The sequence below is a fragment of the Pauljensenia sp. 20925_1_25 genome (assembly GCF_041433955.1).
Taxonomy (GTDB): domain Bacteria; phylum Actinomycetota; class Actinomycetes; order Actinomycetales; family Actinomycetaceae; genus Pauljensenia.
The window spans coordinates 1-24,499 of sequence record NZ_JAPWCL010000017.1 but is presented as its reverse complement, the minus strand read 5'-3'; the positions used below and the strand labels follow the sequence as shown (position 1 = coordinate 24,499).

General features: G+C 65.8%; 24 protein-coding genes and 2 pseudogenes. 17 read left to right on the top strand and 9 right to left on the bottom strand.

The genetic code is table 11. From position 1 onward, the window contains the following. Positions 1-201 precede the first annotated feature (201 nt). Together O3932_RS08000 and O3932_RS07995 are read right to left on the bottom strand one after the other, a co-directional pair. Positions 202-1,569, bottom strand: a complete 1,368-nt coding sequence (locus O3932_RS08000; protein WP_371537553.1) for an ABC transporter permease — start codon at positions 1,567-1,569, stop codon at positions 202-204. Further along, the gene (locus O3932_RS07995; RefSeq protein ID WP_296502640.1) at positions 1,566-2,351 is read right to left on the bottom strand and encodes an ABC transporter ATP-binding protein; all 786 of its coding nucleotides are present in this window, start codon (positions 2,349-2,351) and stop codon (positions 1,566-1,568) included. The genes O3932_RS08000 and O3932_RS07995 overlap by 4 nt, the downstream gene beginning before the upstream one ends. Positions 2,352-2,592: 241 nt before the next feature. On the opposite strand from O3932_RS07995, the gene O3932_RS07990 reads away from it, so the two are divergent. The 9 genes from O3932_RS07990 to O3932_RS07950 all read left to right on the top strand — a co-directional run bounded on the left by O3932_RS07990 (position 2,593) and on the right by O3932_RS07950 (position 10,496). Further along, positions 2,593-2,796 carry a hypothetical protein gene (locus O3932_RS07990; protein ID WP_009648420.1) on the top strand — a complete coding sequence of 68 codons (204 nt, stop codon included), beginning with the start codon at positions 2,593-2,595 and terminating at the stop codon, positions 2,794-2,796. 110 nt (positions 2,797-2,906) lie between these two features. Further along, positions 2,907-4,373: an adenosylhomocysteinase gene (locus O3932_RS07985; protein ID WP_371537550.1), complete on the top strand. Its 1,467-nt coding sequence runs from the start codon at positions 2,907-2,909 to the stop codon at positions 4,371-4,373. 83 nt (positions 4,374-4,456) lie between these two features. Then, the gene (locus tag O3932_RS07980) at positions 4,457-5,749 is read left to right on the top strand and encodes an amidohydrolase family protein (RefSeq protein ID WP_371537547.1); all 1,293 of its coding nucleotides are present in this window, start codon (positions 4,457-4,459) and stop codon (positions 5,747-5,749) included. A 187-nt stretch (positions 5,750-5,936) separates the two neighbouring features. Beyond that, positions 5,937-6,089 (top strand): hypothetical protein, encoded by a 153-nt coding sequence (locus tag O3932_RS07975; RefSeq protein WP_009648419.1) that lies wholly within the window; start codon positions 5,937-5,939, stop codon positions 6,087-6,089. Positions 6,090-6,324: 235 nt separating this feature from the next. After that, entirely contained in the window at positions 6,325-7,188 is an 864-nt protein-coding gene (locus tag O3932_RS07970; protein ID WP_371537545.1) for an ABC transporter substrate-binding protein, read from the top strand. Between the two features lie 12 nt (positions 7,189-7,200). Next, complete coding sequence (locus O3932_RS07965; RefSeq protein ID WP_009648433.1) at positions 7,201-8,073, top strand: amino acid ABC transporter permease; 873 nt, start codon at positions 7,201-7,203, stop codon at positions 8,071-8,073. Continuing rightward, positions 8,073-8,855, top strand: coding sequence for an amino acid ABC transporter ATP-binding protein (locus O3932_RS07960; protein WP_371537541.1), 783 nt, complete (start codon positions 8,073-8,075; stop codon positions 8,853-8,855). Before O3932_RS07965 ends, O3932_RS07960 begins: the two co-directional genes overlap by 1 nt. Positions 8,856-9,669: 814 nt before the next feature. After that, on the top strand, positions 9,670-9,978 hold the full coding sequence (locus tag O3932_RS07955) for a DUF1778 domain-containing protein (RefSeq protein ID WP_371537539.1): 309 nt from the start codon (positions 9,670-9,672) through the stop codon (positions 9,976-9,978). Next, complete coding sequence (locus O3932_RS07950; RefSeq protein ID WP_371537537.1) at positions 9,978-10,496, top strand: GNAT family N-acetyltransferase; 519 nt, start codon at positions 9,978-9,980, stop codon at positions 10,494-10,496. The genes O3932_RS07955 and O3932_RS07950 overlap by 1 nt, the downstream gene beginning before the upstream one ends. 85 nt (positions 10,497-10,581) lie before the next feature. Here the strand turns inward: O3932_RS07950 and O3932_RS07945 are convergent, their stop codons facing one another. Both O3932_RS07945 and O3932_RS07940 read right to left on the bottom strand, forming a co-directional pair. Beyond that, complete coding sequence (locus tag O3932_RS07945; protein WP_009648428.1) at positions 10,582-10,977, bottom strand: hypothetical protein; 396 nt, start codon at positions 10,975-10,977, stop codon at positions 10,582-10,584. A gap of 72 nt (positions 10,978-11,049) precedes the next feature. Beyond that, entirely contained in the window at positions 11,050-11,985 is a 936-nt protein-coding gene (locus O3932_RS07940; RefSeq protein WP_371537536.1) for an alpha/beta fold hydrolase, read from the bottom strand. Between the two features lie 23 nt (positions 11,986-12,008). On the opposite strand from O3932_RS07940, the gene O3932_RS07935 reads away from it, so the two are divergent. The 5 genes from O3932_RS07935 (at position 12,009) to O3932_RS07915 (ending at position 14,822) form a co-directional block, all read left to right on the top strand. Beyond that, positions 12,009-12,758, top strand: a complete 750-nt coding sequence (locus tag O3932_RS07935; RefSeq protein ID WP_009648431.1) for an NADPH-dependent oxidoreductase — start codon at positions 12,009-12,011, stop codon at positions 12,756-12,758. A 106-nt stretch (positions 12,759-12,864) separates the two neighbouring features. Continuing rightward, the gene (locus O3932_RS07930) at positions 12,865-13,521 is read left to right on the top strand and encodes a hypothetical protein (protein ID WP_299239252.1); all 657 of its coding nucleotides are present in this window, start codon (positions 12,865-12,867) and stop codon (positions 13,519-13,521) included. A 260-nt stretch (positions 13,522-13,781) separates the two neighbouring features. Then, a complete protein-coding gene (locus O3932_RS07925; protein ID WP_371537534.1) occupies positions 13,782-14,057 on the top strand; it encodes a hypothetical protein in 276 nt (91 codons plus the stop codon). Continuing rightward, positions 14,050-14,559 carry a hypothetical protein gene (locus tag O3932_RS07920; RefSeq protein WP_371537532.1) on the top strand — a complete coding sequence of 170 codons (510 nt, stop codon included), beginning with the start codon at positions 14,050-14,052 and terminating at the stop codon, positions 14,557-14,559. The genes O3932_RS07925 and O3932_RS07920 overlap by 8 nt, the downstream gene beginning before the upstream one ends. Next, positions 14,556-14,822 carry a hypothetical protein gene (locus O3932_RS07915; protein WP_009648429.1) on the top strand — a complete coding sequence of 89 codons (267 nt, stop codon included), beginning with the start codon at positions 14,556-14,558 and terminating at the stop codon, positions 14,820-14,822. The genes O3932_RS07920 and O3932_RS07915 overlap by 4 nt, the downstream gene beginning before the upstream one ends. Before the next feature lie 810 nt (positions 14,823-15,632). Here O3932_RS07915 and O3932_RS07910 read toward each other — a convergent pair. The 4 genes from O3932_RS07910 to O3932_RS07895 form a co-directional block, all read right to left on the bottom strand. Further along, positions 15,633-16,103 (bottom strand): response regulator, encoded by a 471-nt coding sequence (locus tag O3932_RS07910; RefSeq protein ID WP_009647416.1) that lies wholly within the window; start codon positions 16,101-16,103, stop codon positions 15,633-15,635. Then, entirely contained in the window at positions 16,100-18,202 is a 2,103-nt protein-coding gene (locus O3932_RS07905) for a sensor histidine kinase (protein WP_371537597.1), read from the bottom strand. Before O3932_RS07905 ends, O3932_RS07910 begins: the two co-directional genes overlap by 4 nt. Before the next feature lie 7 nt (positions 18,203-18,209). Continuing rightward, positions 18,210-19,622, bottom strand: a complete 1,413-nt coding sequence (locus O3932_RS07900) for a DASS family sodium-coupled anion symporter (RefSeq protein WP_371537530.1) — start codon at positions 19,620-19,622, stop codon at positions 18,210-18,212. A 294-nt stretch (positions 19,623-19,916) separates the two neighbouring features. After that, a complete protein-coding gene (locus O3932_RS07895; protein ID WP_371537528.1) occupies positions 19,917-20,381 on the bottom strand; it encodes a hypothetical protein in 465 nt (154 codons plus the stop codon). Positions 20,382-20,583: 202 nt separating this feature from the next. Here O3932_RS07895 and O3932_RS07890 point away from each other — a divergent pair. From O3932_RS07890 to O3932_RS07880, 3 genes and pseudogenes are all read left to right on the top strand, one after another. Beyond that, positions 20,584-21,036: pseudogene (locus tag O3932_RS07890) on the top strand (hypothetical protein). Between the two features lie 88 nt (positions 21,037-21,124). Next, on the top strand, positions 21,125-21,493 hold the full coding sequence (locus O3932_RS07885) for a helix-turn-helix transcriptional regulator (protein WP_003780589.1): 369 nt from the start codon (positions 21,125-21,127) through the stop codon (positions 21,491-21,493). Continuing rightward, the gene (locus tag O3932_RS07880) at positions 21,490-23,394 is read left to right on the top strand and encodes a heavy metal translocating P-type ATPase (RefSeq protein ID WP_371537526.1); all 1,905 of its coding nucleotides are present in this window, start codon (positions 21,490-21,492) and stop codon (positions 23,392-23,394) included. The genes O3932_RS07885 and O3932_RS07880 overlap by 4 nt, the downstream gene beginning before the upstream one ends. A gap of 36 nt (positions 23,395-23,430) precedes the next feature. Here O3932_RS07880 and O3932_RS07875 read toward each other — a convergent pair. Then, positions 23,431-23,676 (bottom strand): annotated as a pseudogene (locus O3932_RS07875) (LLM class flavin-dependent oxidoreductase); the annotation flags it as partial. Positions 23,677-24,499 lie beyond the last annotated feature (823 nt).

Here is a 24,499-nt window from a genome sequence, read left to right as displayed (position 1 = left end):
GACGAGGGGGAAACACAACAGAATAAGCGCACGCCCTGCGTTGAGGTCGTACGTTCCGATACAGCTCCATGGTATGACCGACCAGACGCTCACCGTCGGGGTTTGACACTGCAATTGTGCGGATCGTCGCTCGGGCGGCCACGGCCTCGTCGATAGGGGGATGAGGCCGTGGCCGGTTATTCGGCACAAGGACGCAGCGCGTTACTCGCGTCCCTCGCGCACGCTAGACAGGATGCGGCGGCGCAGGGGCACGGTCGCCTCGGAGGCAGCGACGATGAGCAGGACGCCCACAATCGCCGAGGCGAGGGCGACGAGGACACCCTTGGCTCCGTCAGCCGCGAGCAGCGGCGACAGGAACACCATGCCGAGCAGCATTGAGCCGACGATCATGACGAACGCGGGGATCGCGACCTCGAGGCGGCGGCTGCGGTCCATGAAGCCGTTCGGGGAGCCCATGTAGGACAGGGCGCGCACCTGGTCGGCGGAGTCGAGGACGCGGATCGACTGGTTGACTGCGGTCGACACGGCACCCAGGGCGAGGGTGATCGCGAAGGTGAGCATCATGCCCCTGTTGATGTCGCCGATGACAATGCGCCCAACCTCGTCCATGCCATCCCCGCTCATCGAAATCGCGTTTGTGGCCGGATACATGATGCCGACGAGGAACCCAACGAGGGCAACCGCCCCGAAGGAGCGCCACACGGCGCGCGGATCGTCGGCCATGCGACGCCCCGCCACCATCATCTGGGGGGTGCGCGCCATGGAGGCCATGAGTCGGCCCATGAGGCTGATCGACCACACGCCCACCAGGTTGATGATGAGGAAGATCGCGCCCATGAAGCCCATGAACACGGCCATGCCGATGGCGGTGCCGAGGTTCATCGCGAGGGCACCGACGGTCAGCCACACGAGGAGGAGGACCAGGCCAATGATCGGCCCAACCGCGCTGACCCGGTCGGCACGGTCGCGCCGCGCGACGCCCAGGGGCGTGATGGCGACCTTACGCATGGCCAGCCATGAGGACAGGGAGGCCAGGAGGATCATGGCGAGGCCCTCGGCGAGGAGGGCGATGACTCCCACCCACATCTCACCGGCCCCCATCGGGCGGCCCTGGAAGGACAGGGCACCCCACGCGGGCAGCGTGACCGCGTAGAGGATCGAACCGACGACGACGCCGACGACCGCGAACACGCAGGTCTCAAGGATGCAGGCGAGCTTCGTCGCCCCAGGTGCCAGGCCCATGAGCCTCAGGACCGCCAGGTCGCGCTCGCGCCTGCTCATGCCCAGGCGCGCGGCCGCAGCCCCCATCGAAATGATAGGGACGATGAGCAGGGTCGCCGCGAAGTACGCGAGTATCACGTAGAAGGGTCCCATCCCATCCAGGGTCGAAGGATCGTCGCCCGTGCCGGAGGCCGCAGCCTCGGCCGCCCGCGCCCCGAAAGCCATGACGCCGCCCGTCACCGCGAGCAGGAACGCGTGCGGCAGGGCGAAGGCCGCGACCGTCAGGGCACTCGTCGCCCGGTCGCGCGACCGCAGGAGCGCCCCGGCGGCTGTGCGCACCGCGCTCATCGGGCCACCCCCTGGCCCGCCACGCCGGCCACCGTGGAGGCACCCGGGGTCGTTCCCGACGAGGCCGGGGCCGGGCTGGGCGCGCCACTGCCTCGTCCCTCGAGGGAAACGCGGCCATCACGCACGTGGATCGTGTGCGGCAGGCGCGCGGCGACCGCCGGGTCATGGGTGACGAGGACGAGGGATGCGCCCGTGGAGGTGCAGGCGCTGGTCAGGAGGGACATGACCTCGCCGCCGGTCGCCTGGTCGAGGGCTCCCGTGGGTTCGTCGGCGAAAATCACCGAGGGGTTGGTGGCGAGCGCACGACCGATGGCGACGCGCTGGGCCTGGCCGCCCGAGAGCTGGCCGGGGCGATAGGGGCCGGCACCGTCGAGGCCGAGGTTCGCGAGGATCTCGCGAGCCCGAGCGATAGCCTCCGATTTGGGTGTGCCCGCCAGCATGAGGGGCATCGCGATGTTCTCTTGCGTGGGCAGCTCAGGCAGGAGCTGGCCGTCCTGGAACACGAAGCCGAAGCGGCGCAGACGCAGGGTGGACAAGGCGCGTTCCGACATGGTCGTCATCTCTTCGCCATCCAGGGTGATCGACCCGGAGCTGGGGCGCAGCACGCCCGCCAGGCAATGCAGGAGGGTCGTCTTACCGGAGCCGGAAGGACCCATGATCGCGACCTGCGTGCCCTGCGGGAGCGTCAGGTCGACACCCGCCAGCGCGTGGACGGGAGTGTTTCCGCGCATGTATGTCTTCGTTAGTGCTCGGGTCACCAGGCCCGCGTTGTTCTCAGTCATGCCTCCACGTTATTCCCGAGGCACATCTCACTTCCATGAGGGGCTGCCCTGGTTGCCCCCTGAGAGTCCCCCGACACGTCGACAGAGACGGCGGAAATCTCCCCTCCCCACGGCACTATGTCAATCATTTATCGGCATGTGGAATTTTGTTCCCACACCTCACGACACATGGGCATATGACCGATAGGATCGGTTTTGTCCATTCTGACTGTCAGAACGGCATTACTCCAAGGAGAGCACCATGGGTCTGGAAGATCTGAAGAAGCAGACTGAAGAGAACATCGAGAAGGTCGTCGACGCGACCAAGGAGAAGGCCGAGGAAGCCAAGGACAAGCTCACCGAACTGGCTGGCGAGGCCAAGGACAAGGCCAAGGAAGCCACCCACGCCGCCAAGGGCAAGGCTGAAGAGGTTGCCGACAAGGCCAAGGACAAGCTCGGCAAGTGATCTGACGAAAGGGGCTGGGCCGCAGGGCCCGGTCCCTTTTGTATACCCGCGAGGAGTCCTCGCGCATACTCGCGGGGACGCGCAGGTACCGCAGTTGCTACGTTTGACGCATGACTGCCGTCCTGGATCCCCTCGCCGCTCAGCTGCTGCTACGCGCCTACGCGCGGGCCACGAATATGCTCATCGCGGGGCGTTCCTTCGCGACGGACGACCCGACGCTGGCCGCCCTGCTGCGCGCGTTCGGTGCGTACGTGGGCCCGCTGTCGGACGCCGAGGGAACCCCGGCCTCGCCCCCGGTCGTGTTCGCGCTCGAGGAGGACGCGACCCCCAGGCTCGGGGCGATCACAGTCCTGGCTCCCGGAGGCACCTTCCGGGCGGTCGTCGCCCCCGACGGGCGCACCATCACGGGTCCCGGCGACGAGGGGCGCATCGAGTGGGCGCGCACCCACATGCCCGTCACCGAGGCGGCGGCACGCACCCTGGCTCCCCTGGTTGCGGGCAGGAGCGTGGGGCTTTCTCTCGTCCTGGAGCCGAAGACGGCGTCCCTGGCCCTCATGCTCGCCGAGGCCGGGGCGCGCGTGAGCGTCTTCGGCTGGGCGTCGGAAACCCGCGAGGACGTCGCGGCCAGGCTGCGCGACGCTGGCATCCCCGTGTTCGCGGACTCGAGCGCATCCCGCGAGCGAGAGTGGCAGCTCGCGCGCGATTTCCTGGCTCAGCGCAGCGAATTCCTGCTGGACGACGGCTCTCACCTGATCCGCCTGGCGCACGATACGGAACGCTGCCCGGGCGTTCTGGACGCGCTGGTCGGCGCGGCGGAGGAGACCACTTCGGGGCTGCGCCCCCTGCGTTCTTTCGACCTGCGCATTCCGGTTCTGGCCTCGAACGATGCGCGGTCAAAGACCCTGTTTGACAACGCCTACGGGACGGGTCAGTCGTGCTGGACGACGATCCTGGACCTGATTGACCCGCGCGGCGGAGGCGCGCCCGTGGCGGGGATGAGCGTCGTCGTCATCGGCTACGGCGACGTGGGCCGCGGCTGCGCGCGTTTCGGCGCGGCGCTCGGTGCCCGCGTGACCGTCGTGGAGCTGGATCCCGTGCGCGCCTTGCAGGCGTCGATGGACGGTTTCACGGTTGCCTCGCTGGAGGATGCTGTCCCGAGCGCGGGCATGCTGATTTCCGCGACGGGCGAGCGGGCGACAATCCCGCTGAGCGCGCTGGAGGCCGCTCCGGACGGCGCAATCGTCACGGTCGCCGGCGGCGTCGACGGGGAGGTGTCCATCGACGAGGCCGTGGCCGCCTCCTGGATCATGGCCGAGTCGGGTGATCCCCACGTGCAGGCCCTCACCAGCCCCTCCGGTAAGACGCTGCGCGTCCTCGAGCGCGGGGAGGGTATCAACTACACGGCGGGTGAGGGAAACCCCATCGAGATCATGGACATGAGCTTCGGCGTGCAGCTGGCGTCCCTGCGCGAGCTCCTCACCCGTGGCAGCGAGCTGGCCCCCGGCGTGCACGACCTGCCGCGCGAGGCCGACGACGCGGTCGCGGCGGCTGCGCTGCGTGCGCTGTCCCTGTCATAGTCGCAGCTCACGCCCACCTGCGGGCGGGCGCGCCCGCCCCACTCCTACACTGTTAGTCAGCGTCCCCCACCGAAAGGTCCCCCATGAGCGACGTGGTCGTCTGGTCCGCCGGCATGGTCATCCCAATCACCGCCCCCTCGATCCTCGACGGCGCTGTTGCCGTGCGCGACGGGCGCATCGAGCACGTGGGAGCGCGCGGCTGGGTTATCGACACGCTCACGCAGCGTGGCCTTTCCTTCACCGAACGCCACTTCGACGGCGTGCTGCTCCCCGGCCTCGTTAATGCGCACACGCACCTGCAGTACACGGGTATGGCGTCCGTGGGAGCCGGGCAGTACCGCGGTTTCGACAGTTGGGCGCGCGCTTTCGACGAGGTCTACGACGCGGGCGGCCTGGACTGGGGAGGCGACGCAGCCGAAGGCGCGCGGCTGCTCCTAGGAAGCGGCACGACCGCTGCCGCCGACGTGGTGACGGACGCCGCCGCGGCCTCGGCGCTGCACGACGCTGGGCTGCACGGCGTCGCCTACTGGGAGGTCATGGGCTGGTCGAACGAGGAGTGGAAGGCTCGCGGCGAGCGCGAGGTCTCCGCTTCTCTGGACGCGATGCCGACCCCTCCGGGCGTGGGTATTTCCCCGCACGCCCCCTACTCCCTCGACGCCGAGCCTCTGCTGGACCTGCCCGACATGGCGAGGCGTCGCGGCATGCGCATCCACATTCACCTGGGCGAGTCCCACTCCGAGGCCGAATGGTCTGAGACGCGCACAACCGCCCTGGCCGACCTGTGGAAGAGTGAGCACTCCTCGTCGTTCACGGCGATGCGTTCACGCGGCGGCGGCTTCTCCTCGACGCAGTTTGTCGATCAGTTGGGCGTCCTCGGACCCGACTGCCACGTCGCACACGGCGTGTACATGCGCGCCGACGACCGCAGACGGCTGCGCGCCCGGCAGACGGCCGTGGCACTGTGCCCGCGCTCGAATCGGGTGATCGGCCTGGATGCACCGCCCGTCGCCGCCTACCTCACCGAGGGCAACATGATCGCAGTGGGCACGGACTCCCTGTCATCCTCCCCCTCCCTCGACCTGCTTGAGGACGTCGCTCTCCTCTTCGATCTGGCGCGAGCTCAGGGGTATGAGGATCAGGATCTGGCGCGCCGCCTCCTGCAGGCAGCGACCCTGGGCGGTGCTACCGCGATGGGCCTGGCGATGGGGCCCGACCGCCTGGGTCAGCTCCAGTCGGGCGCGGTCGCCGACATGTGCGTCGTCGACGTGCCCGTCACCTCGATCGTGGACACCATCGACACCGTCGCCCGCCACGGCGCCGGGCGCGTCGTCGAGACCGTCGTGTCCGGGCGCGTGCGCTACTCGGCCTCGCGCTGACCCTGTCGTTTCCTTGCCGTTCAGCGGATCTTTCTCTTCGTTTGGAGTGTCGCATAACCGACGTGTCCCCGCTGATTAACGCCATAGGTCTCGCGCCCCACCCGTTCACAGCGCACTCACGTGCACACACCCCTAGGATGATCGCATCCGCCCGGAACATTCGAGCGGTTTTTTCTAAGGAGGACACATGGGTCTGGAAGATCTGAAGAAGCAGGCTGAAGAGGGCTTCGAGAAGGCCAAGGAAACGATCGGCGAAGAGAACGTCGAGAAGATCGTTGAGGTCGCCAAGGACAAGGCGACCGAGGTTGCCTCCGGTCTGAAGGACAAGTTCCAGAAGTGACCTGACGGAAAGGGACCGGGCCCACGCGGCCCGGTCCCTTTCCACATCTGCGCGTCACTGTGTCCCATTCCCCTATCGTTTGTTTTCCCCGCACTTGCAACGTTTCCTCTCCCCTACCTTGTTCCATTGTTTCGTGCTTTGAAACGACGCCAGCATGCCCGTCGGAGCGTCGATACTCTCAACAGGTCAGACCCGCCGATCACGGCGGGATCCCCCCACGTCACTGGGAGGCCCCATGCGCCGCTCTGTCCGTTCCCTCGCTGCCGTCGCCGCCTTCGCGGCCCTCGGCCTGGCCGCCTGCTCGGGCGGTACGAGCTCATCGTCTTCCGCCGACGCCGAGCAGACCTACGGCCCCGGTGCCCTGCCGACCGTGACGGAAGGCAAGCTCACCGTCGCCACCTCCGATCCCGCCTACTCGCCGTGGATCCTGAACAACGACCCGGCCTCGGGCGAAGGCTACGAGTCGGCCGTCATCTACGCCCTAGCCGAGGAACTCGGCTACAACGCGGACAACGTCCAGTGGGTGCGCGCCACCTTCGAATCGTCGATCACTCCCGGTGCGAAGGACTGGGATCTGAACATTCAGCAGTTCTCCATCACCGACGAGCGTCGTAACGCCGTCGACTTCACGTCCCCGTATTACACGACCTCCGAGGCCATCATCGCCAAGGCCGGCACCCCCGCCGCCGATGCGAAGTCTATCGCGGACCTGAAGGACGTCCTGATCGGCGTCCAGGCGGGCACGACGTCGCAGCAGTTCGCGTCCGACACCCTGGAACCCGGGCTGTCCCAGAAGCTGCAGATGTTCAACTCCTCCGACGACACGGTTCTAGCCCTGCAGACGGGCCGCGTGGACGCGATCGTCGTTGACCTGCCCACCGCGTTCAACATGATCGCCACGCAGGTTGACAACGGTGTGGTCGTCGGCCAGTTCGCGGACGCCCAGGACGGCGAGAACTACGGCATCGTCCTGCCCAAGGGTTCGAAGCTGACCCCCACGGTCTCCGCAGCTGTTGATCGCCTGGCTGAGTCCGGCAAGCTCGACGAGCTGCAGGAGAAGTGGCTGAACGAGGCACAGAACGTGCCGATCCTCAAGTGAGGCCCCGGGCTCATGAGTGACTACTCGAGTGACGCGCTGGCCACGCCTCCCGTTTCAGCGGTGGAGCGTGGTCGGCGCGCTTATCGACGCAAGCAGACGACCCGGTCGGTCCTCATCTCCCTAGCCTCCACGATCGTGGTGGCGGGCATCCTCATCGCCGTGGTCGTCAACTCCGACGGGTGGGAGGCCACCCGCAACACTTTCTTCAACGGCAAGTACTTCGTTCAGGCTTTCCCGCAGGTCTTGTCCGGCCTGTGGCTGAACATTCGGATCCTGCTGGTCGCGGTCCTCGGCGTCGCCGTGTTCGCGACGCTGCTGGCGGCCGCGCGTACGCTGGGCGGGCCCGTGTTCTTCCCGATCCGTTTCCTGGCGGCGGCGTACACGGATATTTTCCGAGGCGTCCCTTTCCTGGTGGTCCTCTACCTGATCGGCTTCGGTATCCCCGCTCTCAATCCGACGACGCGTATCCCGACCGCTGTTTTGGGCACTGTTGCGCTGGTGCTGACGTATTCCTCGTATGTGGCCGAGGTGCTGCGCGCCGGCCTCGACTCGGTGCACCCATCCCAGCGTTACGCGGCCCGTTCGCTGGGCCTGACTCACGGGCAGACGCTGCGCATGATCATCGTGCCGCAGGCGATCCGCAAGGTGACGCCCGCGCTGATGAACGACTTCATTTCGATGCAGAAGGACGTGGGCCTGATCTCGGTCTTGGGCGCGGTGGACGCGATCCGCTCGGCGCAGATGGTTCAGGCCAAGACCTACAACATGACGTCGTACGTGGTTGCCGGCCTACTGTTCATCGTTTTGTCGTTCCCCTTTATTCGCTTGTCGGACTGGTACACGGCCCGGCTGCGTAAGCGCGAGCAGATGGGAGGTACCGTCTGATGTCGGTTATCGAAATGAACGAGGCATCGGCGCACGCCGCTCGGTCGGCCACCCCGGTCCTGCGTGCCGTGGGCGTCGTCAAGCGCTTCGGCGACAACGTCGTGCTGCGCGGCCTGGACCTGGACGTCGCTTCGCACGAGGTCGTGGTCCTTTTGGGCGCGTCGGGTTCGGGAAAGTCGACGCTGCTGCGCTGCGCCAACCTGCTGGAGCGGGTGGATGACGGGCAGATCTTTTTGGGCGGCGAGGACATCACGGATCCGCGCGCGAACGCGGATAAGATCCGTGCGCGCATCGGCGTGGTGTTCCAGCACTACAACCTGTTCCCGCACATGTCGGTGCTGGATAACGTGACGTTGGCGGCCCGCAAGGTGCACGGCTGGAAGAAGGGCCGCGCGCACGAGCGCGGCCTGGAGCTGCTGGACCGCATCGGGCTGAAGGATAAGGCGAAGGAGTATCCGGATCGCCTGTCGGGCGGCCAGCAGCAGCGCGTCGCGATTGCCCGTGCGCTCGCCACGAACCCGGAGCTGCTTCTGCTGGACGAGATCACGGCTGCGCTGGACCCGGTGCTCGTCGGCGAGGTCTTGGACCTCGTGCGCGAAATCAAGGCTCAGGGATCGACCATTCTCATGGCGACGCACGAGATCAGTTTTGCTCGCCAGGCGGCCGACCGCGTCGTGTTCCTCCGCGGCGGCCAGATCGTTGAGCAGGGCCCACCGGAGCAGGTGATCGACGACCCGCGCGAGCAGGCCACCAGGGACTTCCTGGCGCGCATCCTGCGCTGACGCCTCATCAATACGGGAAGGCCCGGACTGGTCGTGAACCAGTCCGGGCCTGTGTCATAACAGCATGTCGCACATCACTTGTAAAGACACAAAAGAAATTAACTGGCTCTTCGCATTTTGGGGTGTGGGGGTGGTGTTCGAAGCGTCCCGGGGATTGTGGACAGTGTCGTGGGACGACGACCGAACACAGGAGCTCGCCTCGGGAGCCTCATCAACCAAAACTCGCACGCAATTCGGATACCCGAACTTTGTGCAGCACCCCAAAACGTTGCAATTCCAACGGTGCGATTTCAACGTTTGAAATACATGTCGGGGAATTGCGTGCGACATGTCTGAGGAACCACAACATGAGGCGCCACAAAGACCCAAGCAGAAGACACCCCAAGCCCGGAAGACAACCCAAGCGGAAGACAACTCAAGCACAGAAGACCCCCGCAACCCCGACAGCCGCCACAACCGCCACAAGCACGGGGGCACTGCACCCGTTACGTGGCGGTGCACCCGTTACGTGGCGGTGCACCCGAACAGAAGAGGTGCATTGCCTACGGATCGGGTGCAGCGCCCCAACAAACAAGAACAAACGCGGAACTGGCACACCGAACCACTCACCGCCACACCCCTCCATGCGCACCTGGGCCCTACTGGCGGCGGGATGGGCACGCCGCCCACGCCACCACCTGCACTCCGGCCCACTCCGGCCCACTCCGACACCTCCTACACCCTTAAATGCGAAGAGCCAATTAACTCTGGCACCGGATCATGCTACGCTAGCCCATGTACGGATAACTTCCGTACAGACGAAAGAGAGGCTCACATGAGCAGCACAAAGACACGACGCCTGGATCTGCGTCTTACCGAAGAACAGGACGCGCTCATCCGTCGGGCGGCCGAACAGGACGCCCGCAGCATCAGCGATTTCGTTCTCTCCGCCGCCACATTGGAGGCACAGCGGCGTCTCGCCGACCAGCGCTTCTTCATACTGAACGAAGAGGACCACGCCCGCTTCGAAGAAATCCTTGAGGCCTCACCGACGGACGACCCCAAGCTGCGCAAACTCTTTGATCGCCCCTCGCCCTTCGGCACTCACATCAACCTGAGTGCACCAAACGCTTCCGACCACTGATGTACACAACAGTCCTGCAGGAGCCTCGCCCCCTTGAGCGGAGGGATGACCGATCACGCTTCCAATCGGGGATCCCCGAGATCGACGACTGGTTCCACCGATTCGCATGGCAGCACCACGCGACCGGTAGCGCGCGCGTCTTCGTCGCTACGCAGGGGCCGGAAACGCTAGGGTTTTACGCCCTTGCCACGGGATCCGTGGAGCGCATCAAACTCCCAGAGTCTCTCAAGCCGCGACGACGTCCGGACCCATGCCCCGTTCTCCTCCTTGCGCGCCTCGCCGTCGATCTGCGCGCGCAAGGACGAGGCATCGGCGCAGCCCTGCTCACAGATGCCCTCCTGCGGACCTATCGACTGAGCAACGACGTCGGATTCACTGCGCTCCTCGTCCATTGCGCTAACGACCGAGCACGCGAGTTCTACCTTAACCAGTCCTCGAACTTTGTTCCCTGCCCCGGAGCGGAGAACCACCTGGTGTTGCCGCTACGTGCCCTGCGGGAGTTTATCGATGCTCTGTGAGGCACCCCGATTGGGTGTCAATATGTGAGGGCCCGGGATCGCGGCGATCCCGGGCCCTCACAGGGTCAGTGTCAATAGTGCCAGATCAGTTGGCGCCCTCGGTCACGGTCACTTTGAAGTCGGTGGTGATACCGTCCTTGTCGGTAACGGTGACGGTGACGGGGTCCGCGTCCTCACCGGTCACCTTGAGGGGATGCAGGGTGATGACGTTCTTCTCGGGCTTGCCAACGGAGAGGGTCTCGGGGTCAGAGACCTCAACCTTGTAGTCGGCTGCCTTGTCAGACTCGGGCAGCGTGACCTTGAGGTCGCGCTTCTCGGGGACCTTGACACCCTGGTCGCCGATTTCGGCGATGGTGTTCTGGATGGTCTCGACGTTGCTGGGCGTCACGTAGTTGGCGCCGGTGTTGTCGGAGCAGCCGGTCAGGGCGGTGACGCCCAGGCCGAGTGCGAGCACTGCGGTGAGGATGGAACGCTTGTTCATATCTCCATCATAGGCAGCGGACCTTACAACGATGCGTCACGATGCCAGCTTTTGGGACAACGTACACACGCGTCACAGGGACCAGACCAGCGCCCCCGACTCCACGTCCACCCAGAATGCTCGCGCGAGATCCGCCCACTGCTGCGGGAACTGCAGCTGTGCACTGTGCGCGCCACCGCGGATGACACTCTCTCGCGCACCCAAATCCGAGGCCTCCTCCGCGTACCAGGCGGGCGGCCACACCTCATCCTGATCCCCGTACAGCACGTGCACGGGCACGCCCGTGGCCGCCAGCGCGGGGGTGTCGGGGCGCAGCTGGGAGAGGATACGGGCGATGCCGACCAGGTTTTCCGAGGCCGTGTCCAGTGCGCGAACACGTTGGAATTCGGCCCATCCGACGCCGGGTTCGTCAAAGTTCATGTCGGGGAAGTAGGCGCGCAGCACCTGCTCACGCGCGCCGGGACCCGTGGGCAGGGGGTCAAGGATCGGCAGGGTGTTCATCCAGTCGTAGACGACGCGACCCGAGCAGAACAGGGTGACGGAGGCGAAGAGGTCAGGCCGGGCGACGACTGCCGCGCGCGCGACGATGCCGCCGAAGGAGTGTCCCACGAGGTGCACGCGCCCCGTGGTCCCAGCCCAGGCCTCGGCGACGGCGATGAGGTCACCGACAAAGTCGCTCATCCCGTACGCACCCAGGCCGGCGGGCGCGGCGGACCCGCCCTGGCCTCGTTGCGAATAGGCGAGGACGTCCCAGCCCGCCTTCCCCAGGAAGGGCAGGACGGGCGCGTAGTCCTCCTTGGATCCCGTGTAGCCGGGAACGAGGAGCGCGCGGTTCTCCCCCGCTGCGTCCGGGGCCGAGGCGGCGGAAATCGCGGGGGTACCGTCGACGAGGGCGGGTGCGCTCGGGCCGGTCAGCAGGCCGCTCAGTTCGCCGGCCGGGGAGGGCACGGCGACGGGCGTGACGTTTGCTGCCAGCGCAAAAGGTCCGAAGGGATCTATTTGTTTCACGCACCCAATCGTAGAATGAACGCATGACAAACGAGACGATTGCGAGCCAGCTCGCCCACCGCACGATCCGCGCCTACAAGGATCAGCCTCTCACCGAGGCCGAGGTTACCACGCTGATGGACGTGGCCCGCCACACCGCCACCTCCTCGTTCCTGCAGTCCTGCACGATCCTGCACATCACCGACCCCAAGGTGCGTGAGGCGATCGGCGCCGCTTCCGGCCAGCCCTACGTGGGCGGCACGAAGGGCGATCTGTTCATCTTCGTGGCCGACCTGTACCGCAACAGCCGCATCCGCGCCGAGCAGGGTATCTCCTCGGAGGCCCTGGGGTCGATCAACCTATTCCTCACGGCCCTTGAGGATGCGCTCCTGGCCGCGCAGAACGTGGTCGTGGCCGCCGAGTCGATGGGCTTGGGCACCGTCTACCTCGGCTCGATCCTCGCCGATCCGCGCACCGTCGTGAAGGCGCTGGAGCTGCCGGAGCTGACCTTCCCGATCGTCGGCCTGCTTGTCGGCCACCCGGACCAGGAGCCCGGCCAGAAGCCGCGCATGCCCCGCTCTGTCATGACCGCACAGAACACGTACCCGCGCGTCGAATCCTATTCCGAGACGCTCGCCGACTACGACCGCGAGGTCACCGAGTACTACGACCTGCGCTCGGGGTCGCGCCTCGAGTCCTTCTCGCACCTGGTCGCCACGAACATCGGCGTGGGCGGTGCGCACGTCTCTCCTATCATGGAGGTTCTCCACGAGCAGGGGCTGTGTCTGCGCTGACCCGTTTTCATTGACGAGGCCGTGGTCTCCCCTCGTGGTCACCTGACCGCCCGGGGTGCCACGGCCTCGTCGCATGCGGAGCTTGACACGCGCTTACAATGTATGTATGGCTGAGCTTGGTTTTTCCACCTACGTGTTCATCGAGCGCATCGCCGCGAACGCGGCCGCGCTGCATCCCTTCCCGGAGCACAACGTGGCGCTCGTTCGGGACGCGCTGGCGGACGCCGGCTTCGAGATCACACTGCTCGGCCCGAATGCGCCGAAGGTCGGCGAGGGCGTGTACTTCCAGCCCGAGCCCTTCGGGGATGAGGTCATCGGGCTTCTCGCGGACGCCTTGACCCTGCGCGGTATCGGCGCCTACGGGTACGCGCTCGTGGATTCGTCGCTGGGTGGGGAGCTGGCCGACATCGCCCTGTTTATGCGCGTGGGTGACGTGTTCCCGCGCCACGGTCGACGCATCCTCATGACCCGCATGTACATTCATCGCACCCCCACGGGCGCGGGCAACAAGGCCGTGACCTGGGCGTTCGGCTCCCCTGCCGACCTGGAGGAAGCGAACCAGCTGCTGTCGGAGAAGTTCGACACCGAACCCGTTTCGGACCCTCGCGGCATGGCCGCCATCGAGATCCGCCACCCAGAGTTCGCGGCGGGCACAGCCGAGCCAATGGTCCTCCTCGACGACATCTTCCAGGTGCTGGGTGCCGCTGGTTTCGAGGGCATTACCATGTGTAATGATCCGGGCAACCCGCGTGCCAGAGGCTGACAGCCTGGGCCGCTGCTTCACCATCGTCGAGGCCTGCTCCGACCCCTGTGTCATCCACTATGACAGCGTTATCGCAGGTTCCACCGGGAGGTTCTGGGCAAGTTTTTCCCGTTTCTCGCGCCTTCCTCCGAAACTAGACCCGCGCCCCGATAGCCCATAGGATGGTGGTAGCGCATACATCTACCGCACGGTACGAGACGGGTTCGCCACGCGTGACACCTGGACCGCACTGAGCGGATGATCTGGAAGGAGGCGCGCCCGTGACATACGAAGCCAGCTCGACACTGTTCTTCATCTTCATGATCATGATGATGATATTTATCGTGCTTGTGTCGCCACTCGGAAAGGCACTTGGCACCCAATTCAAGCGGAGATCTCTCAACACCCGCTATTCGCAGCTCGACCCCCTCGTACGCCAAGTCCTGGCCGACACGGACGGCGACCGCACGAAAGCCGCCCGCGAGCTGCGCCGCAAGACCCTGCTCCCCGCTGCCACCATCAATACCCTCCTCTCCCTCTACACCGATCATGCATAACGACGCACTGCCCTTCACCCTTGTCGTATTCTTCGTCATCTTCTTTTTCCTGATGCTCGCGCCCATGTTCTACGCGGTCGTCACGGGCGTGCGCGAAAAGAACCTCCAGATGGAGCGCGAGCGCCTGGTACAGCTCTACGGGTTCGACCTCGAGCGCATCCGGCAGGACGAACCCCTGCTCATGGAGCACATTCACCGGCTCATCCCCATGATCGGGATCGTACCGACGATCCGATACGTCTCCTCGGCCGCAGGGCTGCCCATCGACGTCGCCCAGATCCTCGTGTGCAGTGAACCCGCCGCCCCGCTCACCTCCAGCCCCTACCCGATGGCGCATCCTGGTTCGGCCGCACCACAGGTCGGCACGAGACACTCCTACCCGATGTCATCCCGACCGGGCACCACGCAGTTCCAGCCGGACGAGGCCTCGGCATCCGATTCCGCCACGAGGGAGGCATCCGCGACGCGCGGGGCAACAACCGAATCGGGGCACGAGCGATGAGCACCACCGCAGTTCTCGGCGTCGTCGGCGTGGGCCTCGCTGCCTACCTCGTCGGTTTTCTCCTGTGGGCGACGGCCCGCTTCTTCACCAGCCGACGCAAGCCGTCATACGCGACGACACACAGGTACGAGGAGCTTCACCAGCTCGCTGGTGCCGCGCTACGCGAGGCGCACGGAGATCGGGCGCAAGCCGCCCGCATCATGCACCACGTGACACGCTTGCCTCGCCGCACCATCGACACTGCGCTGCTCCTGCACCGGTAAGGGACGATAGGGCGAGACGGGCAGCGAAGTGCCAGCCTCGCACTATCCCCCGGCCACTGGCAACACGATAACGAAGGGCCGTCGCTCGACCATCCACGGTCGAGTGGCGGCCCTTCACCTAGCCTCAGCGGATCGTATGCCAGGCGCGGGCACCGACGCAGATTCCGGGCACATCACGCTCAACTGACCTATTGGTCAGGAATATAGTGACGACCATCTCTTCTAGCTCGGTTTTGCAACCACTTGCCACAACTGCAAAACGCGACCCACACTTACCCCGCAAATAAAGCGCGAATGTACGTATTACGAGTAAATATAACAAAACTACACTCGTATGAAATGAAAGAAATAACTCAAATCCCTCAGCTAAAAATCACGAAAAGATAACGGGTGTAAAACTTGACCACGCGATCACCTTTAGATATATTTAAGGCCTCCGGAGACGAAATTTCGACGAACCAAGCCCTCCAGGTGGACTGGGAGCTGACCAGAAGAAAGAAGCAGCGATGTTTGAGCAGATCACCGCAGTTATCAACGCGTTCCTCACCTTTGTTGGTACCATTCTTGGCCTCTTCTCCTGATTAAACCCTCAATCAGGAAAAGGGTTGCTCTGAGAGGCAACGCTTGATAGGAACCCCAGTCCCCCTAGCGGGGACTGGGGTTCTGCCTCATCCGCCGAGTTCAAGCACCAGGAAACCAGCGAACACTCCCATCAGCGCAACGCGACCACGGCCTCGTCTCTCTCACAGACGCATAGTGCGGGGCCGCCGCCCGACCAACAACGGTCGAGCGGCGGCCCCGCACTCACACTCAGCGAATCGCCTCCATGACACGCACACCATCGAGCACGGTCACGTACGGCAAGGGATCAATGTCAGCCTCGAGGACATACTCCGTCAGCTGGTCGCGCACAGTGTTGCGCAGCTCCTCGGGGTCCCACGGTTTACCGATGTAGTAATCCAGGCCCGCATGGTTAACCGCGCGGATCGTATCGGACTGGTCGGCCTGACCGGTGACCAGCACCGTTCGGGTCGCGGTGAAACGATCATCCTGCATGAGTTCCACGAGGAAATCCACACCCGACTTACCGGGCAGGCGATGGTCCGAGAGAACCAGGGCCAGCTCGTCCCCATCCTCGACGATCTCATCAATCACGGCCCACGCGTCGTCGACGTCTTCGGCGACCTCAAGCCGGATCTTGTCCCAAAACTCTTCAAGATCACGCTCGAGCGCGTCTCGCACGTCGGCCTCGTCCTCGAGGGACAGGATTGTCAGGGTCATGATTCCTCCTCTTGTGGTTGAGTGGGCAACGAGATCCTCATAGTGGTGGACCCCGGGTGAGAGCAGATCACGAGTGTTCCCCCGTGATCGGCGATAATGCTTCGGACGATGGACATGCCCATACCCAGCCCGAATCGGACGCGCCCCGCCTTAGTGGTGAAGTGCGGCTCCATAATCTTGTCAACAATTCCCGGGTCGATACCCGGACCGTTATCGCACACGGTGATGGCAACTCCCTCGGGCGTCGGCCGCACGGTGATGCGGATCAACGCCTCGGCCTCGCCGCGTGCCGGCAGCTCAGGCACGCCGCCCGACGCCTCCGCCGCCGCGATCAAGTCGGCGTTCTCGTCTTCGATGGCTTCGGCCGCGTTGACGATGAGGTTCGTCCACACCTGTTGCAGCTTCGCGGGATGCGCGCGCACGAGCGGCACGTCCTCGTAGTCGCAGTCGATGCGGATACCCCGTACCCTGTGGGCGGTCAGCCGCAGCACGTCGTCAATGCCCTCGCGCACGTCCACAGGCTTGAGATCCTCGGCGTCCGGGCGTGCATACCCCTTGAGGGACTGGGTGAGCTCGATGACGCGATCACCCGCGGCGAGCACCGAGCGCAGGGACCCACCCAGGCGCGCCCCGGCCTCGTACGCGTCGATGCCTCCCGGGATCTGTGCGAGCGCGCGCGCACCGTCCGCCCCCTGGATCCCCGCGCGCACGAGCCGACGCGCGAGCGTGCGGTCACCGACGACGGGCAGGAGCTCCTTCATAAGGGCGCGCTCGACCGACGTGGAGCGCGGGGGCGCGGTCAACGCCCGGGACATGGCCTCCCTCGACGAGGCCGTGGCTGGGGCTGCGAGGGCCGCATCGACGTCCTCGTGCAGGTGTTTGGCGGCGCGCACGAGGGCGGTCACCGGGTTGTTGAGCTCGTGGGCGATACCGGCGCTCAGCTCACCGAGCATCGCGAAGCGCGCACGTTCGACCAGCTCAGCGCGGGTCGCGCGCAGGTCCTCAAGGGTGGCCGCCAGGGCCTCCTTCTGGGCCTCAAGGTCCTCGGCGAGCATCGCGTTTTGCAAGTGAAGGTCCTCGGCGCGCATGAGGCGGCGCGTCAGCGAACGAATCGCCAAGGCCGTCAAGGTTCCACCAATCGACGGGTCCTCGGAGATGACGATCTGGAGCTGCTCAGTCGTCAGGCGCACGACCGTCGCCTCGGTCGCCGTCTCGCCCGTGAAGAACGCGTCCTCCGCCCTGGCCAGCGACACCAGGCCAATGAGCGGGCCCGACGTCGCCAAGTGCGCGAGCACCTCGCCCTGCGGGGAATCCCTGTGCAGGGACACTTGCCCGTCAAGCACCAGGTACACGGCACCCACCGGCTGACCCTGCGTGACCAGCTGCGTCCCCTCCGGGATAATGAGTCGCGGACGCTGGCCGAGCACCCGCTCGACGCCCGCAAGGAGCTCCATGACAACCTCGCGCTCGTCACGGTCCAGGCCCTCCAACAGCGGACCCTGGACGGCGAACGGCGGCGGATCCGCGATGAGGTTGCGGATCTGGCGCTGCGAATAGCCGCACCCGCTCAGGTAACGCACCATCGTCGAATACGCCTGGCCCGCCAGCAGCGGCACCGTCCACGGCGCCTTCAACACCGAGGACAGCGCCCCCGACTGCATGCAGCCCGTGAGGTCACGATGCTCGGACTTATCTGTGACGACCACCCACTGCACGCGTGTCAGCACGGGAATCGACGCCGCATACTCGATCATCGCGTCAATGTCGGAAACCTCCGAGGTCACCAGACCCATCAGCACATGATCGCCGGGGCGCAGGCTCGCCTCGTAGGCCGCCAAGTCCCCAATGCCGTCCACTCGATCCAGGCACAAGCGCGGGAACGCGTGCGACAGGTCCCTGGTTACCGGGGCCGCGATATGCCGCGAATCGTCACCGATCACCAGCATATGAATCGGGTACCCCGCGCGGTGACCTCCGCAGCGCACATCCGTGCGCGCCATGACCGAGGCATCCTCCTGCGCGGGACCCTGCGTCCACCCGTGGGCCAGCCCCGGCCTGGGGCGACCGTTCGCGCCCGAGCCGACCACGGCCTCGTCCATGGACACGTCACATCACCCCGATAAATCCCCAGGTCAGCGGTGCCACAAACGCCAGGAGAATAATGCCGACGACGCCGACAACAATGCCGACGACCGCCATTTCACGGGTGGGGGTCGTGCCCGTCGAGTACGCGATCGCGTTAGGCGGGGTCGAAATCGGCAGGCACATGCCCAGCGAGCAGCCCAGTGCGATGACGATCGCGATTTCCGCGGCGCTCGTGGACACCGTCGCCGCCAGGCCCATACCCATCGGGATCAAGAGGTTCGCCGACGCCGAATGCGAAATGACATTCGAGGTCACCCAGCCCACAAGGGCCAACACGAAGATCAGGAGGACACCGGGGATCGAGGCCCACTGGATCGAACCGAGCATCCACTTGTCGAGGCCCGTCGCAGACACTCCCGATCCCAGCGCGATACCACCCGCGACCAACCACAGGACCGGCCAATCCAGGGCGCGCAAGTCGTCACCGCTCATCACCTTCGTCATGAGGAGGACGACGACCGGCAGGAAGCCGACGACATTGGCCGAAATGTGGTGCAGCGACTCCGTCATCCACAGGAGGATCGTCAGACCCGCAACCGAGTAGAAGATGATCGCGTTACGGGACTTCTCGAAGCGCGCCGACGTGTCGATATCGAACTTTGCATCGGAGGGGATGTAGCGCCACGCGATGAACGCCCACGACAGGGCCAGAAGCACCAGCATGAGCGGCACGGCCGCGAGCATCCACTGCAGGAAGGTCACTGTGACGCCCGCGTTCTCCAGCGCGCCCAGGGCAATCGCGTTCGGGGGCGTGCCAACCGGTGTGCCCATACCGCCGACGTTCGCGGCCACGGGGATCGACAGGGCGATACCTGTGCGCGCCTTGCCCTCGGGCAGGGCCATGATGACCGGCATCATGACGGCGAACATCGTCGCCGTGGTCGCCGTATTCGACATGAACATGCTCATAATCGCGGTGATCAGCATGACGCCCATAACCGTCAGGCGCGGCTTGCCCATGAAAGGCTTGAGGAGGACCGCCGACAGGGCGCGATCCAGCTTGTACTTGGCAGCACCGTCGGCCACCATGAAGCCACCCAGGAACAGGATGATGACCGGGTTAGCCAGCGCCCCGAAGAACTTCGTGTACGCCGGGGCACCCTCACCCACGCTCAGCAGCGCGTGGTCCGAAATGAACAGGACCTCCAGGAAAATGACCAGGACCGCCGTGCCCGCGAGCGGCACCGCCTCCGTCACCCACAGCAAAATCGCCGCCAGGAAGATACCGAACATGCGAGTGCCTGACACATCCAGGCCTGGCAGCTGAATAAAAAGGGATGCCACGATGCAGATCAGCGCACCAATAGCACCAAAAGCCTTGACTGGACTGATTTTCCCCTTCTTCTTAGAGAAATCTGCCTGTCGGGTGGACATATTCTGAGCGGACCGCGGATTGATTGACACCGCGCCCTTGGAGCGTCGAGCCATTACGAAGAGACCTCGTTGTCTTGCGTGGATACTGTCCAATTAGTGTAGGACAGCACACACAGAAAGTGAAACCGGGGTGGGGACTCCCTCCCCCACCCCGGCTTGACGCTTGCGACGTTAGCGGGCCTGCGCTCCTCGAGGGCGCAGACGTTCAGTCATGATCGCTGACGCTTGGTAACGTCACGTTTGTGCAGCCCACGTGAACGAACGCTCAGGCACCCACTGCGCTCCCGCTCCCCGTTACTCAGCCACGGCCTCGTCGATGTCGTAGCCCGTCGGGAGGAGACCCGGACGGGCAGGCTCCCACCCGAGCGCGGGGGCAACATAGTCGGCGAAGTTGCGGATGATCGACCAGTTTTCCTCGAATCCGAGCTGATTGGGGATGGTCAACAGGAGGGTGTCAGCCTCCGCGAGGGCGCGATCCTGACTCAGCTGCTTGATGAGCGTCGAGGGGTCGGCTGCGTAGGTGCGCCCGAAGGTGGCGATGCCCGAGTCGAGGTGGCCGACCTGGTCGCCCGAGGCGCTCAGCCCATACAGGCCGCGGTCACGCTCGGACAGGAGCGGGAAGATCGAGCGCGACACGGACACGCGCGGCGTCCAGTCATGACCAGCCTCGCGCCAGGCGCGGCGGTAGGCGCGCAGCTGATCGGCCTGAATGTCCCCGAAAGGCTTGTCACCGTGCTCGAAGACCAGGGTCGAACTCATGAGGTTCACGCCATCACGCGCCGCCTGGATCGCCGAAGCGTTGGTTGCAGCACCGTACCAGATGCGGCTGCGCAGGCCCGGCGAGTGCGGGAGGATCGGCAGAGGCGTACCCGGGTTCATCTGCGTCGGATACTGCTCATGCAGGGGCGCAGCCTCGGCGATTGAGGGTCTGAAGGCGCAGGTCACAGCGAACCAGAAGCTCGTGAGCCAGGTCGGCGGCGCGGTCCAGCGGATCGAGAAGCGCACCGAGGAACGGGTCGAGAAGGCTGTCGAGCAGGTCGCCGGGGAGGCCTAGGCCACGATGACCGCGAGCCTCGACGCCTCGAACGCGCGGGCGGAGCGGATCATCGCCGCGACGGCGAAGCTGGAGGCGCGACAGCTCTGGTCCGCCGCCGCGATGTGCCTCGTTCTCCTGCCGGTGGCCATGGTCGTCGCCGGTCTCTGGATGGGCATCGCCGGGCTCATCACGGGTGTTCAGTGGGCGCTGGACGTGGACGTGAGCGTGTGGCTCGGCATCGGTCGGTGGCTCGTGGTCGGCACTGGCCTCGCCGGGGCCGGCTACGGGGTCTTCGCGTCCGTCCGCTGGGTTGCGGGTCTCGTGGAGACCTGGAAGGGCCGCGGGATGCCGAAGTGGCCCCGCTGGCGCAAGAGGTGATCACGCCTCACGAGGGCAAGCGCGCGCAGCGCGTGCGGCAGCGGCGACAACTGGACATTAGGTCAGCAGCTACTGTATAGTTCAGTGCATGCTGACCATTGCTTCGCGTCTTGACGTCATGAACCGGCTCGGCCGGGCCATGGCCGACCCGACGCGCTCCCGCATCCTGATGTCCCTGCTCGACAGCCCGAGCCACCCCGCGGTGCTCTCGCGCGAGCTGGGGCTGACCCGCTCGAACGTGTCCAACCACCTGACCTGCCTGCGCGACTGCGGGATCGTGGTCGCCGAGCCCGAGGGCCGCCAGACTCGCTACGAGATCGCCGACCCGCACCTGGCCGCGGCGCTGACGGCACTGGTCGATGTGACCCTCGCCGTGGACGAGAGCGCGCCGTGCATCGACCCGGCCTGCTCGGTGCCGGGCTGCTGCGCCGCGAGCAGTTCGGGGGACGCCTCGTGAGCGCCGCCTGCGGCTGCGACGAGCCAACGACCAGCCCCGCGGACGAGGCAGAAGAGGCAGAGCGCCCGTGGTGGCGTGATCCCGGCCTGGTCGTGCCGATCCTCTCCGGCGTCGCGTTCGGCACCGGCCTGGCGCTGGAGTGGTCGGGGCTGCACATCGCGGCGCTGGTCGCGTTCTGGGCGGGCCTGCTGCTGGGCGCGTACACGTTCGTGCCCGGTGCGATCCGGAATCTCGTTGTGAAGCGCAAGCTCGGGATCGCGCTGCTGATGACGATCAGCGCCGTGGGCGCGGTGATCCTCGGCTACGTCGAGGAGGCGGCCGCGCTGGCGTTCCTCTACTCGATCGCCGAGGCCCTGGAGGACAAGGCGATGGACCGCGCCCGCGGCGGGCTGCGCGCGCTGCTGAAGCTCGTGCCGGAGACCGCGACCGTGCTGCGTGACGGGACCTCCGCCTCGGTCCCGGCCAGGGAGATCGCCGTCGGCGACGTGCTGCTGGTCCGCCCTGGCGAGCGGGTCGCGACCGATGGGCTGGTCCGCTCGGGTCGGTCGAGCCTGGACACTTCGGCGATCACCGGTGAATCGATCCCGGTCGAGGTCGCGCCCGGAGAAGCAGTGTCGGCGGGCGCGATCAACAGCGCCGGCGTGCTGGAGGTCGAGGCGACCGCCGCGGGCACCGACAACTCGCTGACCACGATCGTGGAGCTGGTAGAGCAGGCCCAGGCCGAGAAGGGCGACCGAGCCCGGATCGCTGACCGGATCGCCCGCCCGCTGGTGCCCGGCGTGATGGTCCTCGCCGTCCTCGTCGGCGTGCTCGGGTCCCTGCTCGGCGACCCGGAGACCTGGATCACCCGCGCCCTGGTCGTCCTCGTCGCGGCCAGCCCCTGCGCGCTGGCGATCGCGGTGCCCGTCACCGTGGTCTCCGCGATCGGCGCGGCGACCAAGTTCGGCGTCGTCATCAAGAGCGGGGCCGCCTTCGAGCGCCTCGGCGGCATCCGGCACCTGGCCGTGGACAAGACCGGCACTCTGACCCGCAACCGGCCCGAGGTAACCGCCATCGTCGCCGCCCATGGGTTCGACGATGCGCAGGTGCTTGCTTGGGCTGCCGCCGTGGAGCAGCACTCGACGCACCCACTCGCCGCCGCCATCGCCGCCGCGGGCCGGGGAACCCCCGCCGCGCAGGACGTGGCCGAGGAGGCCGGGCACGGCATCGGTGGCCTGGTCGACGGCCGCAGGGTGGCGGTGGGCAGTCCGCGCTGGATCGACGCCGGTCCGCTCAAGGCCCGGGTCGAGGACCTGGAGGCCGAGGGGCAGACCTGCGTGCTCGTCACCGTCGACGGCTTCCTGGCCGGGGCGATCGGCGTCCGCGACGAGCTGCGCCCCGAGGTCCCCGAGGTCGTGCGGACCCTGCGCGACCAGGGCGTCAAGGTGAGCATGCTCACCGGCGACAACTTCCGCACCGCTGCTGCGCTGGCGAAGCTGGCCGGGATCGGCGACGTGCACGCCGAGCTGCGTCCCGAGGACAAGGCTCGCATCGTCGCCGGGTTCTCGGAGACGTCGCCGACCGCGATGATCGGCGACGGCATCAACGACGCGCCCGCCCTGGCCAGGGCGACCGTGGGCATCGCGATGGGCGCGACCGGCTCCGACGCCGCGATCGAGTCCGCCGACGTCGCCTTCACCGGCCACGACCTCGGCCTCATCCCGCAGGCTCTGCGCCACGCCCGCCGCGGCGGCAGGATCATCAACCAGAACATAGTGCTGTCCTTGGCGATCATCACTGTGCTGCTGCCGCTGGCGATCACCGGCGTGCTCGGCCTGGCAGCGGTCGTCCTCGTGCACGAGGTCGCCGAAGTCGTCGTCATCGCCAACGGACTGCGGGCTGCGCGTGCCCGCAAGCAATAGGTGTTCCGTCCAACGCCATAACTCAGACATGCGCTAGCGCATGTCGATGACGCCGGTTCCGACCTCGATGGCCTTCGTGCGCGAGGCAATGGCGGAGAGAAGCGGCATCGGCGCGGCCGCTTGCGGGGCGAAGTGGTGAACGCGGAAGAAGGCGCCGTTGACGCCGAGCTCGTCGGCGGCGACGGACAGGTCGATCGCCTGGTGAAGGGACTCGGCGGCGGCGATGCCGTGGCGGCCGCCGTTCGAGTAGTGGCCGAAGCTCAGGAATCCGAAGTATTTCATGGGTTCAGCCTATGGGGCTACAGTTGAATCTTCAACTATACGGGGTGTGGGATGCGAGATAGCAGGGCTACCTGGAGCCAATTTCGGCGTTTCAAGTCAGCGCGCAGGCCCTAGGCGGACACACACCATGTCCGACACAGAGTTGTGCCCAAAACACAGACCACTTCGCCCACAACACCCCATTTTTACCGTTATTCGCCGAGGTGGACTGCACTTTGGGCACCACACCAGTCTGAGATCCAGCTTCACCACCACCAAACGGGGGGAATTGCACCATTAGGGGCGCGCCGCGGCGAGGCTTCTGCTGCAAAACTCCCACTGCTTCTGGCATGGAAGGTGCCGAAGAGCCCACGGCTATCGGACCAGGCCGAAGTGCCCGTAGGCGGTGAGAGGGCCTGGCCGCGACGACGGCGGGCGATGGCAGGCCTGACCCAGACAAATTTCGCACATAATTTAAGACGGTAATTTTTCGAGACCGCGGGAAAACGTTGCAATTCCAACGATGCAAATTCAATGTTTGAAGGAGCCGCAGAGGAATTACGTGCGAGATTACTGAGTATAGGTGCGAGAGGACGAAACGTGTTGGTTGGGGGTAGGCCACAGGTATTGTGGGAGGGCTTGGCCGAGCTTCGAGCCGACACGCCGAGCAAAGCTCGCGGGGCGGAAGGCGAGCGGGGCAGACCGCCACCCTCCAGCAACACGCAGTGTCCTATAACCCCAGGAACGAGGCAAGCACGACCAACTAAAATAGTGACTTTTCCGCGCGATAAAGCCGAAAAGTCACCACAAAACCAACACGTTTTGTCCTATAACCCTAACCCTT